At 28.8% G+C, this 13,880-nt stretch carries 15 protein-coding genes and 1 pseudogene; 8 read left to right on the forward strand and 8 right to left on the reverse strand.

All coding sequences use genetic code 11. The features are described from left to right. Positions 1–19: 19 nt before the first annotated feature. The 4 genes from GCU34_RS03670 to GCU34_RS03685 form a co-directional block, all read right to left on the reverse strand. Entirely contained in the window at positions 20–1,246 is a 1,227-nt protein-coding gene (locus GCU34_RS03670; RefSeq protein ID WP_072784006.1) for an MDR family MFS transporter, read from the reverse strand. 79 nt (positions 1,247–1,325) lie between these two features. After that, positions 1,326–1,910, reverse strand: coding sequence for a 16S rRNA (guanine(966)-N(2))-methyltransferase RsmD (gene rsmD, locus GCU34_RS03675; protein WP_072784005.1), 585 nt, complete (start codon positions 1,908–1,910; stop codon positions 1,326–1,328). Next, positions 1,907–2,719, reverse strand: coding sequence for a DUF3822 family protein (locus GCU34_RS03680; protein WP_072784003.1), 813 nt, complete (start codon positions 2,717–2,719; stop codon positions 1,907–1,909). Before GCU34_RS03680 ends, rsmD begins: the two co-directional genes overlap by 4 nt. Beyond that, a complete protein-coding gene (locus GCU34_RS03685; RefSeq protein ID WP_072784001.1) occupies positions 2,703–3,464 on the reverse strand; it encodes a hypothetical protein in 762 nt (253 codons plus the stop codon). The genes GCU34_RS03680 and GCU34_RS03685 overlap by 17 nt, the downstream gene beginning before the upstream one ends. 124 nt (positions 3,465–3,588) lie before the next feature. Here GCU34_RS03685 and GCU34_RS03690 point away from each other — a divergent pair, with 124 nt between their 5' ends. From GCU34_RS03690 to GCU34_RS03700, 3 genes are read left to right on the forward strand one after another with little or no spacing between them, the layout of a single operon-like run. After that, positions 3,589–5,013 carry an ATP-dependent DNA helicase gene (locus GCU34_RS03690; protein ID WP_072784000.1) on the forward strand — a complete coding sequence of 475 codons (1,425 nt, stop codon included), beginning with the start codon at positions 3,589–3,591 and terminating at the stop codon, positions 5,011–5,013. A gap of 43 nt (positions 5,014–5,056) precedes the next feature. Continuing rightward, complete coding sequence (gene kdsB, locus GCU34_RS03695) at positions 5,057–5,788, forward strand: 3-deoxy-manno-octulosonate cytidylyltransferase (RefSeq protein ID WP_072783998.1); 732 nt, start codon at positions 5,057–5,059, stop codon at positions 5,786–5,788. Between the two features lie 4 nt (positions 5,789–5,792). Beyond that, a complete protein-coding gene (locus tag GCU34_RS03700) occupies positions 5,793–6,410 on the forward strand; it encodes a hypothetical protein (RefSeq protein WP_072783997.1) in 618 nt (205 codons plus the stop codon). Here the strand turns inward: GCU34_RS03700 and GCU34_RS03705 are convergent. Further along, positions 6,402–7,064: a spermidine synthase gene (locus GCU34_RS03705; RefSeq protein ID WP_072783995.1), complete on the reverse strand. Its 663-nt coding sequence runs from the start codon at positions 7,062–7,064 to the stop codon at positions 6,402–6,404. The genes GCU34_RS03700 and GCU34_RS03705 overlap by 9 nt on opposite strands. Positions 7,065–7,119: 55 nt before the next feature. Here GCU34_RS03705 and GCU34_RS03710 point away from each other — a divergent pair, with 55 nt between their 5' ends. Beyond that, positions 7,120–7,674: a 1-acyl-sn-glycerol-3-phosphate acyltransferase gene (locus tag GCU34_RS03710; protein WP_072783985.1), complete on the forward strand. Its 555-nt coding sequence runs from the start codon at positions 7,120–7,122 to the stop codon at positions 7,672–7,674. Here the strand turns inward: GCU34_RS03710 and GCU34_RS03715 are convergent. Beyond that, on the reverse strand, positions 7,671–8,156 hold the full coding sequence (locus GCU34_RS03715) for a helix-turn-helix domain-containing protein (protein WP_072783983.1): 486 nt from the start codon (positions 8,154–8,156) through the stop codon (positions 7,671–7,673). The genes GCU34_RS03710 and GCU34_RS03715 overlap by 4 nt on opposite strands. 302 nt (positions 8,157–8,458) lie before the next feature. On the opposite strand from GCU34_RS03715, the gene GCU34_RS03720 reads away from it, so the two are divergent. From GCU34_RS03720 to GCU34_RS03730, 3 genes are read left to right on the forward strand one after another with little or no spacing between them, the layout of a single operon-like run. Continuing rightward, a complete protein-coding gene (locus GCU34_RS03720; protein WP_072783981.1) occupies positions 8,459–9,622 on the forward strand; it encodes a M14 family metallopeptidase in 1,164 nt (387 codons plus the stop codon). A gap of 43 nt (positions 9,623–9,665) precedes the next feature. Further along, positions 9,666–10,145, forward strand: coding sequence for an Lrp/AsnC family transcriptional regulator (locus GCU34_RS03725; protein WP_072783979.1), 480 nt, complete (start codon positions 9,666–9,668; stop codon positions 10,143–10,145). 49 nt (positions 10,146–10,194) lie between these two features. Next, on the forward strand, positions 10,195–10,707 hold the full coding sequence (locus tag GCU34_RS03730) for a DinB family protein (RefSeq protein ID WP_072783977.1): 513 nt from the start codon (positions 10,195–10,197) through the stop codon (positions 10,705–10,707). A gap of 38 nt (positions 10,708–10,745) precedes the next feature. Here the strand turns inward: GCU34_RS03730 and GCU34_RS03735 are convergent, their stop codons facing one another. Further along, complete coding sequence (locus GCU34_RS03735) at positions 10,746–12,035, reverse strand: hypothetical protein (RefSeq protein ID WP_072783976.1); 1,290 nt, start codon at positions 12,033–12,035, stop codon at positions 10,746–10,748. Between the two features lie 117 nt (positions 12,036–12,152). Here GCU34_RS03735 and GCU34_RS03740 point away from each other — a divergent pair, with 117 nt between their 5' ends. Next, positions 12,153–13,208, forward strand: a complete 1,056-nt coding sequence (locus GCU34_RS03740; RefSeq protein ID WP_072783974.1) for a WD40/YVTN/BNR-like repeat-containing protein — start codon at positions 12,153–12,155, stop codon at positions 13,206–13,208. 47 nt (positions 13,209–13,255) lie between these two features. Here the strand turns inward: GCU34_RS03740 and GCU34_RS14370 are convergent. Beyond that, positions 13,256–13,857 (reverse strand): annotated as a pseudogene (locus GCU34_RS14370) (PAS domain-containing protein). Positions 13,858–13,880 lie beyond the last annotated feature (23 nt).

Raw genomic sequence — 13,880 nt, forward strand, 5'->3', positions numbered from 1 at the left:
GATTTAGAAAACGCCTTCACTATTTGTTGAGGCGTTTTTCTTTTGAAACTAAAATAAATACCCAATAGCCTAATGCGGTGCCAATTAAGCCTAAACTACCCATGAATGCCCAATTATATTGGTAACCAAAGGCATTAATATTTTCCATTCCTGTTTTTGCAGAAAGAATATGTGCCATGCTGTAACTCATCGTAAAAATTGCCATGTAACGTCCTTCGTGACCTTTTGGTGCGCGACTCATTGCAAATGAATTTGAGAAAGGAAAGGCTAACATTTCGCCAAATGTCATTAAAAACATCATGATCCATAAAACAATTTCCCATTCATTAAACAATAGCATAAACATACAAACCGACATAATAAAGGTTCCAATAGTAACAATTTTTACTTTGTTTAACTGTCGCTTTTCTATATAACTTACAATTGGCATTTCCATTAAAAAAATCATTAATCCATTAAAGGTGAGGAGTAAGCCTGTTTTAAATTCGGTCATATTAAATTGTTCTCTATGATAAAGTGGGAGCGTAGTAAATAATTGGAAAAATATAATTCCTATTAATATACACTGAGTTAGAAATATCCAAAAGGGTAAATCTTTAAAAACTGATGCTGTTAAAACTTCTCCTGGATGTTCAGTGTCTTGATATTTTGATTTTTCTTTTTCTTTTACTTTGTACCAAAATATTAATATAGCTACAATACAAGTTGCACCATCTACCCAAAAAAGTCCTTTGTAACCAACATTCATAATAATTAAACCACCAAGCGCTGGTCCGGCTGCAAAGCCTAAGTTTATAGCTAATCGAACTAAAGTTAAAGCTCTGGTTCTGTTTTCGGGTTTTGCATATGCAGCTAACGAAACAAACATCGCAGGACGAAACATATCTGCAACAACCATTATTAAGAATATAGCTACTAATAACGATTCATATTGTGTAATGTGTTGTAAGCCAAAAAACATTAATCCGCTAGTAAATAGACTGAAAATCATTATTTTGTAAAAACCTATCTTGTCGGATAATTTTCCACCAAGCCAAGAACCAAGCATAGATCCACAACCAAAACTTACCATAATCCAACCGACTTGACTATACGTAAAACCTAAATCTTCTTTTAAGTATTTTGATAAAAAGGGTAGTACCATTGTACCAGCTCTATTGATAAATGTTACCAGGGTAAGTATCCAAATTTCTCTAGAAAATCCTCTAAAATTATCGATGTATTTATGGAAAGCTTTTGTAAGCATGAATAATATTTAATTGCAAAGGTATTAAAGGTACTAAGAAAGATATGTTAATCTAACTTAAAATTATAAAAAAAGAGGATTAAAAATCCTCTTCATTTTCTTCTTCAAAATCTTCTTCTTCTTCAAATTCAAATTCGAAGAACGAAAAAGTGGTACCACCATAATGTTTAGAAAATGAAAAATGCATCATGTGATCTAACTTCATATCTTTTGAATGTTCGACAATTAACATGCCATCTTCTTCTAGTAATTCATTCTCAAATATTAAAGTAATTATACTTTCAAACTGTTCTTGTGATAAATGATAGGGTGGATCGGCAAAAATAATATCGTAAGAACTATTACTTCTTTCTAAAAATTTAAAAACATCACTTTTTATTGTTGTAATATCAAAATCGAGTTCTGTAGAAATTTTCTTGATGTAATTGATACAACCAAAATCGGCATCAACACTTGTAATGGGTTTTGCACCTCTAGAAGCAAATTCATAACTAATATTTCCTGTTCCAGAAAACAAATCTAAAATACGTAATTCACTGAAATTGAAGTGATTGTTTAAAATATTGAATAGCGATTCTTTCGCCATATCCGTTGTTGGTCGAACAGGCAATTTTTTTGGAGCAATTAGTCTTCTTCCTTTATATTTTCCCGATATAATTCTCATGAATGAATTAGAATGAAATGTTCTCTAGCTTGTTTTTCTGTAATTGAATATTTTTCTGCAATTGAGCTTACTTTAAAAATACTACAATTTCTAATATATTTATAAGCAATTTTATAAAAATCGCTTTCTTCTGTTATGGTTCCTAACAGCGCAACCGAACAATTTTCAGGATTTAATTGTAATTGTTCTAGTGAAAAAAGGATGTAATAAATAAAATCTTCTGGAGTAGAAGGTTCAAAAGAATTAAAAAACAATAGCTTTCCGTTTTGTACCACTACCATTTCAAAATGCTTTTGCTGAACATGAACAAAGACTTGTTTTTCAAAAATGTATTTCGAATTGTCTAAAATTTTATCTACTAATACTGAATTTACATGTAAATAATCGAAAGTTTGAAATTGGTCTAAAAGGAAATTGTTAATATTTACATACGGAACATAAACATTATTGATTTGCTGAACTTTTAAACTATCAAAAGCAAATAAATCGTTTTCAAATACTTTTATGTTGTATTGAAGATAACTTCCAAGATAATTTTCATCGAAAAGTGACTGCGGAACAAAAGTGTTTAAATTATTATCGTGAATAATTTTTATTTCATCAAATCGTTCACTCAAAATAGGAAACTCAGAAAAAGTTTTCCATAATTGCTCTTCGATAACTTGATTCTCTTGAAAAGTTACAGATTTTAAAACACTTATATTGTTTTGTAATAAGTCAAAAACACAAAAAGAAAGTCCACTCAAGGAAACCTGAATGGACAACTTTTTGTAATTTTTTTGAGTAATATCGTTATTCGTTACTACCATATTTTTTTGGCCAGTTTCCAGTTACGATAGCTTCTTCTAAAGAACCTAATGTAATTGTTGGACCGTTAATTTCGTCAATTGATTCAACTTTGTTTTCTTGTGCCACTAATTCTTGATCTAAATCAGCTAATAAAGCATTTTTATCAATTTCAGCTTTAAATACAGGCACTTTAGTATCATTACGAACAATAGAACTTGCTTGCATTTTAACTGGAACTTCAACACCACCCACTTTAACAATGTTTAATCTTTTGTAACGATCAGAATTTTTAAATAATGAATCTTTTACTGTAACATATCCTAAAGTATCAACAACTACAACGTCTTTAAAGAAACCACCTTTACCTGTAGCGTCAGTTGTAATACCAAAAGCTTTGTTTTTAGCAGCATCAATAACTGAAGTATCTTTACGAGAAACAATTGCAAATTTTTCACTTTCGATGAAAGCAACTAATTTATCAAATGAATCTGCAAATTCTTTGTATTTAGATTTGTATCCTAATTGAGCTTTTTTAAGGTCTAACATTTTTTTAACGGCAACCTCATAACGCTCACTTTTTGCTTTTTCAAACTCAATAGGTTTCATTACAGAACCATAGATTAAATAAGCAAGATAACCACACACTAACCATAAAATTAAAGATAAGAAAGGGCGTGCTTTTGCAGAAACAAATTTATCAATCAGTTTTACTAATGCAAAAACTATAACTACTAGTAATACAACAAAAATTGCAATTTTTAACATGTTTATTTAAAGTTTATTAGTTTAATAGGTACGCAAATCTACAATTTTTTTTTCTTCTTAAAAGAAATTCTTTTAAAAATCATCAGTATATTTGAAAAATATATACCTGCCAATTTTTAACCTTATGAATTCAAGCTTGTTTTACAAAACGTTACGTGAAAATTTTCCATTTGAGCCAACACTAAAACAAGATGTTTTTCTTCAAAAAATTTCAGAATTTGTAACCAATAATAATACATCTGAACTTTTTATCCTCAAAGGTTATGCCGGAACTGGTAAAACAACAATAATTTCTACGCTTGTTAATTACTTACAAAACGTAAAAAGAAAGTATATATTGTTAGCGCCAACAGGTAGAGCTGCAAAAGTAATTTCTAATTATTCGAGCAAACAAGCCTTTACAATTCATAAGAGAATTTATTTTCCTAAAAAAAGTAAATCAGGTGGTATTTCTTTTACATTACAGCAAAATAAATTTAAGAATACAGTTTTTATTGTTGATGAATCTTCAATGATTGCCGATTCTAATCAAGATTCTAAAATGTATCAGTATGGCTCTTTGTTAGACGATTTAATGTATTATGTAGATTCTGGCGAAAATTGCAAACTTATATTTATAGGTGATACAGCTCAGTTACCGCCAATAGGAATGGATGTTAGTCCAGCTTTAGATATCGATATGATGTCGCTTCATTTCGATAAAGAAGTTTACCATATAGAATTAGACGAAGTTATGCGTCAGGCTGAATCTTCAGGAATTTTATACAATGCAACACAATTAAGAGAATTGTTAAAGCAAAGTTATATTACCGATTTTCAATTTCGATTAAATCCATTTAAAGATATTGTTCGCTTACAAGATAGTTATGAAATTTTAGATGCGATTCACGATTCGTTCCGACAATATGGTGCAGATGAAACTACTTTCATAGTACGATCAAATAAAAGAGCAAATCAGTATAACCAACAAATTCGCGCTAAAATTTTAGATAGAGAAAGTGAGTTAGCTGTTGGCGATTTATTGATGGTTGTAAAGAATAATTATTTTTGGTTAAAAGAAACTTCAGAAGCTGGCTTTATTGCGAATGGTGATATTATTGAAGTACAACGCATTAAAAATATTGTAGAATTATATGGATTTAAATTTGCTACAGTAACCGTAAAAATGGTCGATTATCCCGATCAGCCTGCTTTTGAAACGGTTTTACTTCTAGATACTTTAACTAGTGAATCGCCTTCGTTAACTTATGACGAATCGAATATGTTATATAATGAAGTAATGAAAGATTTTGAAGATGAAAAACATCAATATCGTAAATTTTTAAAAGTAAAAAGTAGTCCTCATTTTAATGCACTTCAGGTAAAGTTTTCTTATGCAATGACTTGTCATAAATCGCAAGGTGGACAATGGCATACGGTTTTTATAGAACAACCTTATTTACCAAATGGCATCGATATAGATTATATAAGATGGTTGTATACCGCTGTAACTCGTGCCAAAGAGAAGTTGTATTTGATTGGTTTCAAAAATGATTTTTTTGAAGAGTAATTTTTTTGAAATATAATTCAGTTATTTGTTTTAAATTTAAAATATGAAAATTATCGCTGTAATTCCCGCGCGTTATGCATCTACACGATTTCCGGCTAAATTATTACAAGATTTAGGAGGAAAAACCGTAATTTTAAGAACATATGAAGCAGCTTTAGCTACAAATTTATTTGATGATGTTTTTGTAGTAACCGATTCTGATTTAATTTTTAATGAAATTGAATCGAATGGAGGTAAAGCTATTATGAGTATTAAAGAACATGAAAGCGGAAGCGATAGAATAGCAGAAGCTGTTGAAAATATGGATGTTGATGTTGTTATTAATGTTCAAGGAGACGAACCTTTTATAAATAAATCGGCTCTAAGTCAGTTGGTTGAAGTTTTTAAAAATGATGCCGACAAAAAAGTAGATTTAGCTTCGTTAATGTTTGAAATAAAAGATAATGAAGAAATTTCAAATCCAAATAATGTAAAGGTTATTATAGACCAACAAGGTTTTGCGTTATACTTTTCGCGTTCGGTAATTCCTTTTCCTAGAGAAGAAAATGCAGGAGTTCGTTATATGAAACACATTGGTATTTATGCTTTTAGAAAAACAGCTTTAATGGATTTTTATCGTTTACCAATGTTGAGTTTAGAAGCTTCTGAAAAATTAGAACAACTTCGCTATTTAGAATACGGAAAAAGAATTAGAATGATAGAAACTTCACATGGAAGTATAGGAATTGATACACCTGAAGATTTAGAAAAAGCAAGGTTATTATTAAAATCTTAAAAACATGACACAAGAAGAAATTAAAAATTTAATTGGTTATAAAGAAGATCGAGCACAAGTTTTAAAAAACAAAAAACAATCTTTGGTTGATTTAGAAGCTGAAATTTCTAAATCGAAGTTAAAACGAACAGTTCAAAGTGCATTTTATACAGTTAAATATTTTTTCTTGATGTTCTGTTTAATTCTTTCACTATTAATTGGAGTAGTAGGATTAATTTATCCCAACGCACTTTTTTTGAATTCTAGTAAATTTAAAAGTGATTTTGTAGATGATTACAAAAGTGAATATCAAAAAGAGACCAGTAAAAATTTAGAAATTAGTTTTAAAGAAATTCAAGGAAATTCTAAATTTACTAGTAAAACTTTAGAACAAAATATCGACAAGTCGGTTACTACAACAGCTGTTAAAAACTCACATTTTTATATTAGAGTTATAGCGTTTGTTTTTTTGTGTTTTGCCGGAATAATTTGGTATTTAATTAAAATGAATAACAAATTAAAAGAAAGTGATAAGGTAATTGAAAAAGTAATTAAAACCAATCAAGAAATAATCAAAGATTATGAATTGAGTATTGATGAAGAAAATAGAGAAATTTCTGATTTAAAACAAAAACTAAGCTAATTTCTTAATTGTAAAAAGTTCGTTATGAACTTCAACTTTTGGATACATTCTTACTGAATATTTTTCATCAAATCTACTTTTGTAGGCAGCGTTTCTACGTCTATCTTTGTAATCTAAAACCATAGTATTAAATAAGATAAACCCATTTACATTAAGTAAAAAGTTAACTCTTTGAATAAAGAAATCTTCAAATAAAAAGTTAGGCATTGTTGTATCTTGAAAGATGTCAATTATAATTAAATCGTACTTTTCTTTTGTTTTTAATACAAATTCAAAAGCATCATCAACTACAATATTTAAGTTTTCAATTTGGTCTAATTTAAAAAATGAATTAGCAATTTCAACCACATCTTTATCAATTTCAACTCCAGTAATTTTTCTTGTAAATTTCACTTCATCAACAAGTGTTTTAATAACACTTCCGCCAGCAACACCAAGTACTAAAACCGAATTAAAATTTTGAATTCGCGAATAACCAATATATTTTAAGCCTTTTCTTAAAATACGTTGTAAACTTCCATAAGAATAATTTGTGTTCTCAGAGTCTAAGACAAGTTGTCCATTATTCCATGTAACTTCCAGATTTTTACTTATTTGCGAAGTTTTTTTGTGAATATTAACGGGTAAGAAATAGCTTAAATATTTTTTAAACATTCAGTTTTAAGTTTGTAATCGTAAATATAATGTTATTTTTGATGAAATTTTAAGAATGAAAAAGTTTATTTACAAGCTTATATTTTTCAAAATATTTGGATGGAAAATCACAGGAACAATGTCACCTGAGGTTAAGAAAAGTATTCTTATGGTAGTACCACACACAAGTTGGTACGATTTTTTTCTTGGTCTTTTTACAAGAGGAATCATTGGATTACAAATGAATTTTGTAGCTAAAAAAGAGCTTTTTATTTTTCCCTTCGGTTATTACTTTAAATGGGTTGGAGGAGCGCCATTAGACAGAGGTAAAAATGAAAATAAAGTAGATGCTATTGCAAAAATATTTGAGGAAAAAGAAGAATTTAGGCTAGCAATAGCTCCAGAAGGAACGCGTAAAAAAGTAAATGAGTTAAAAACTGGGTTTTACTATATAGCATTAAAAGCTAATGTTCCCATTATTCCTGTAGCTTTTGATTACGGTAAAAAAGAAGTAAAATTATTCGATCCATTTTATCCTACAGGAGATAAAGATGCAGATTTTCAATACCTTATAAGTCTATTCAAAGGAGTTAAAGGAAAGTATTCTGAAAATTCTTTCGATTCTTTTTAAGGAGTATATTTTTTAAATTTTCCATTTTTGAAGAATATCACTATATAATCAATATCAGATTCAATTATTGTTTCTGATATTTTTTTTTCCGTAATAAGCTCATTAGTGATTTTTTCAATGGGAGTAGAAGTAGAAGCTTCAGAAACTTCACTAAATAGATCCTGTGAAAAATTATCATTAATTTTTAAATTCTCTCTTAACACATCATTTGAGTTTTTTTCAACTTCTTTAATTGCTTCAGTAATTTTCTTTTCACTTTTAGGAAATGTTCCAGTTCCATTTAATAGCCAATACAAATCTACTTCTTCAAATACTTCATCTACTTTTAAAATAAAATCTAAACTAGGCTTATTTCTACCAGAGAGTAGGTGAGACAAACTAGATCGTTGAACGCCTATTTTATCTGCAAATGTAGAAGCAGATAAACCATAAAATTCAAAGATAGCTTCGAGTCTTTTTATAAAATCATCAGTGTTTATCATTGTAAACTCAACAATTAAATTAATACTTTACAAATGTAAACAAAGAAGTTGAATTTACCAAAATTACAATTGTAAATAATAAAAATATAGTAAAGTATAGGTTTATGTAAAAGAATATAAATAACTGATTATAAATAATAATTAATATAAATATTTAGAAATTTACAATAGTATACATAAGAAATGCTTCTTAGTCTTTATGTCCTAAATAAAGTGTTTACAGCTGTAACATAAACAATGAAAATTACTGTTTACAATTGTAAAAAGAATCTTGTTTACATTTGTAATCTAAATAAAACACAATGAATTTACAGCAATTAGCCCAACAATATAAGTACTCAAATATTAGCGGAAGATATGTTACCAATATACAACTTGAACCATTTTTAGTATCTCTTTCTCCTAGTTTTAAAATAGATGTTATTGGTAAATCTGTAGAAAGTAAACCTATATATAGTGTAGCATTCGGAACAGGAAAAAAGAAGATTTTAATGTGGTCTCAAATGCACGGAAATGAATCGACAACCACAAAAGGGTTAATTGATTTTTTACATTTTTTAAATACAAATACAGTTTTATCTTCTACTTTCTTTGATGAATTTTCTGTTTTATGTATTCCAATTCTAAATCCTGATGGTGCAGAACGTTATACTAGAATAAATGCAAACTTAGTTGACTTAAATAGAGATGCAAAGGATATTACACAACCAGAAAGTAAGATATTAAGGCAAGTATATTTAGAATTTAAACCTGATTTTTGTTTTAATTTACACGATCAAAGAACAATTTTTGGTACTGAAGGTAAAGATTTACCTGCAACGATGTCTTTTTTAGCGCCAGCTTATAATGAGGAACGCGAATACAATGATTCTCGTTTAAAAGCTGTTCAGGTAATTAATAAGATTAACGATTATTTACAAAAAATAATTCCAAATCAGGTAGGAAGGTTTGATGATAGTTTCAATGATAATTGTATTGGTGACTATTTAATGACGCAAAATACACCAACTTTATTGTTTGAAGCGGGGCATTATCAAAATGATTATCAAAGAGATATTGTAAGAGAGTTTGTGTTTGTTTCGCTTTTTAGTGGAATGATAGGAGTGAATGAAATTTACGAAAACGATATAGTTAATAATGTTTTAGATAAATATTTGAATATTCCTCAAAATAAAAAGTATTTTTTTGATTTTTTGTATAAAAATGTCAATGTTTTTAAAGATGATATTGAAAAAATAATTACATTTGCAGCTCAATATGAAGAGGTTTTAGATGATGGAAAAGTCAAATTTGTAGCCAAAATTCAAGCTGTTGAACTTTCTTCAGAATACAAAGGGCACGTTGAATATGATGCCGAAAAGAAAAAATTTAACTCAGAATTTGGATTTTATCCGTTAATTTCAAAAAAAGCTGATTTTTCTTTAAATAAAATGTTAAATTTTTACAATGGTTTGCAATTATTTTAATACTTTTGCAGAATAATTTATAAAAAATAAATATAAGCACTATATGAGTAAGTTTCGTTTAGATGAAGTAGATCATCAAATTTTGGACATGTTAATTGATAACACTCGTGTACCATTTACAGATATTGCAAAAAAACTATTGATTTCTGCTGGTACAGTTCACGTACGTGTTAAAAAAATGGAAGATGCTGGTATTATCCAAGGTTCTTCATTAACATTAGACTATGAAAAGTTAGGTTATTCATTTATCGCTTATGTTGGTGTATTTTTACACAATACCTCACAAACTAAATTTGTTTTAGAGCGTATTGCTGATATTCCGTTTGTTACGGTTGCTCATGTAACTACAGGAAAGTTTAATATTTTCTGTAAAATTAGAGCAAGAGATACTAAACATGCAAAAGAGGTAATCTTTATGATTGATGATATTGAAGGAGTTTACAGAACTGAAACAATGATATCACTAGAAGAAAGTATCAACGATAAAAAAAGGTTAATGCATACCATTTTTAAAGAATTATAATATATTTGAAAGGCTCTAAAAAAAGAGCCTTTTTTTATATAAAGAAGTTATGGAACAATTATCAAACACAGAATTCGGGAGTTATTATCAAAACTATATTGAAAAAGCCTCTAATTATAATAGTATTTTAGAAGGTTTAGAAAGTACCCAAAATGAATTATTAGAATTCTATAATGCTTTACCTGAATCTAAATTGACTTATCAATATGAAGTTGGTAAATGGACACCCAAAGATATTTTATTGCATTTAATTGATTCCGAAAGGATTTTTGCTTACAGAGCGTTACGTATCGCAAGAAACGATAAAACTAGTTTACCAGGTTTTGAAGAAAATGATTATGTTCCACAAGCTAATGCAAACATGAGAGATTTATCAGATTTATTAGAAGAATTTATTTCAGTTAGAGTGTCAACTTTGACTTTATTTAAATCTTTTTCTGAAGAACAATTATTGAGAATTGGAACAGCTTCAAGTTATCCTGTTTCTGTAAGGGCAATTGGCTATATTACAATAGGTCATGCATTACATCATAAACAAATAATTGAAGAAAGATATTTATAAAAAAGGTGCTTAAAAAGCACCTTTTTTTTATTTGTTTTTTAGGCTCTTCCGCCACGTCCACCACCATTTGAATGTGATGAATTTCCTCTACTTGAATTTCCCGAATTGCTACTTCCTCTCGATCCGCTAAAAGAACCTCCGCTACTTCTAGGAGTAGAATTTCCACCACTCATAGAACTATTGTTTCTTCTTGGTTCATTATAACTTCTTGGATTAGAATTTCCTGATGAAGAACCATAGTTTCTTGGTGAAGAACTTCCATTACCTAAAGTGTTATTGTTTTTTCTTGGTTCATTATAACTTCTTGGATTTGAATTTCCTGAAGATGAACCATAGGTTTTAGGAGATGAAGATGTTCTTGGTGTATTCGATGAATATTCTCTTGGGCTATTATTTCTTGGAGACGATTCATTTGTATAAGATCTTGGTTTAACTCCGTCATTTGTGGCTCTTGAATTTGAATTGGTTACTCTAGGAGCACTGGTTCTTGGAGCACTATTATTTTCTCTTGGAGAAACATTTCCATTAGAACTTCTAGGAGAGTTATAAGCTAATTCTCTAGAACCTGCAACTCTAGTCTTAATAGTTCTATTTTGATCTAATTCATATCTATTAGAATAACCTTGATGTCTAGAAGCAAATGAACGATTAGGATATCTTCTTTCGTAACCATTTCCTCTTCTTCCACTATAAGCGTTATAAGCATAAGAACATCTTCTATGTGTTACATAATGGTAACTGTGACCAAAATTAATGTGTACTATTATATTGTTTCTATATCTAAATACAGGCCAAGGATTCCAATAGTAAAAATAACTTGGATAGTATCCCCAATACCAACTAGAGCAGTAAGGTCTATAATTTGTTACCCAAAAAGTTGTGTAAATAACAGGACGGTGAACATATACTGGTTCGTAAATGTAATTAGCACCATACATATAAACATCACCTACAACTTGAACTTGAACATTGTTATCACGATCTCTTTCAACTTCAACCGATGCAACATCTTGATAAACATCTTTTTCTAATACTGCTTGAATTACAATAATGTGAGCATTTCCTTCAACCGATTCTACAACTCTTAAATAATCTACATAATTATCTCCATTTAAATCTAAATTAGAAATTTGACTTTTAGGATCATTTAAACGTTGTTCGAAGTCTTCTAAATCTTTACTATCACCAAAAATAGTAGCTACAGCTCTTAAATCTAAATTATCACTAATATCTGAACTATTAGCCCTAACAGTAGTTTTATCTTGTGCAAATGATGGCATTGCCATTAAAAAGGCACCTAAAATCGAAGTTATAATTCGTGTTTTCATGTTTTATAGGTGTTATGATTATTAAATTTTAAAACATAAAACCAATTATTGTGCCAAAATTTTATTTAGTTGATTATCAGAAGTTAAAAAGTAGTAAATTAGCAAATAAAAAATTTTATGAAAAGATTCCTTACTTTTTTAGCTTTATTGTTAATGATTTTTTCTTGTAAAAAAGAAAATAAAATTACTGATAGTGAACTTGTTAGTATTTCAAAGATTGATACATTATATCACGATTCCATTAGTATTAGAGCTTTAACAATTAAAGATAGCGAAGTTTGGTTTGCGGGGAGTAATGGAAAATATGGAGCTATAAATTTTGAGACTCATAAAATTTTTAGAGGAAGAATTCAATTTGATACTATTTTTCCTGAATTTAGAAGTATTGCAAGTAATAAGGAAGAAATTTTTATAATGAGTGTAGCTTCGCCTGGTTTGTTATATAAAATTAGTAATGATAAAAAAGTTACCAAATTAGTGTACCAAGAAAATGGAGAAAAAGTCTTTTACGATAGCATGCAATTTATAGATAATAGTTCTGGATTTGCAATGGGAGATCCGGTTGAGAATTGTTTGAATGTTATTAAAACAGAAGATGGAGGGAAAAATTGGTCTAAAATAAATTGTGATGTTTTACCTAAAGTAGAAGACGGTGAAGCGGCTTTTGCAGCAAGTAATACTAATTTAATAATAAGAAACAATACAATTTTTATGCTTTCGGGTGGAAAGAAATCGCGTTGTTTTGTGAGTGAAGATTTAGGAAAAACATGGAATGTTTATGATACTCCAATTATTCAAGGTGAAACGATGACGGGAATTTTTACTGCTGATTTCTATAATGATAAAATAGGAATTGTTGCGGGAGGAAATTATGAAAACCAAACCGATAACTCAACTAATAAAGCGATTACTACTGACGGTGGAAAAACTTGGAAATTAATTGCTAAAAATAAAGGTTTTGGTTATGCTTCTTGTATTCAGTTTGTGCCTAATACTGAAGGAAAAGAAATAATGTGTGCTGGCGGAACAGGTATTTATTATTCTAAAAATTTTGGTGAAGATTGGAAAAAAATTCACGAGGCAAAAAATATTTATACCTTTAGATTTTTAAATGATAGCATTGCTTTTGCAGCTGGACGAAATAATGTATTGCGAATTAATTTAAAAAAATAAAGGCTCATTTAATGAGCCTTTATTTTTTATGTATGTGCGTTTATTTATTAGCTAAAAAATCTAGCAAAAAATCCTTTACTTTCTTTTGGAGCGTTTGCAGAATTTTCTTTTTGAGCAACTTCTTTTTCATACTCAGCCATTAAGTCTTTTAAAAACTCAACATAATCTTTACCTTGTTCTTCTAAGAATCCTATTAAATATTTTTCACTTCCTTCTATTCCAGAAACTTCTTCAATTTGAAGTAATTTTCTATATAATGGTTCTACTTTTGCAACTACTTCAGCAGGAACGGCTTTTCTTCTTTCAAAATAGTGTGTAATTTCACCTGCTTCGTTTTTAGAAATATCAAAATCTGTAACCACCCAATAGTATCTTCCTGATTTTGCTAAATTTTTACAATTGCGTGAAAGTTATTTCCTTGTTTTAAGTTATCCCATAAAACTTTGAAAACTACTTTTGGCATATCTGGATGTCTAATAATATTGTGTGGTTGTCCAACTAATTCATAGTCTTCATAACCACAAACATCTACAAATACATCATTTGCATATTCAATTGTTCCAAATTTATCAGTTTTACTCATAATAGTTTTAGACTTGTCCCAAACTACTTCTTTGTCAATAATCGTTGGTGTATTTTTCACTTCCATTTTTTTAAGTTTTTATCGTTACG

The sequence above is a fragment of the Flavobacterium haoranii genome, assembly GCF_009363055.1.
Taxonomy (GTDB): domain Bacteria; phylum Bacteroidota; class Bacteroidia; order Flavobacteriales; family Flavobacteriaceae; genus Flavobacterium; species Flavobacterium haoranii.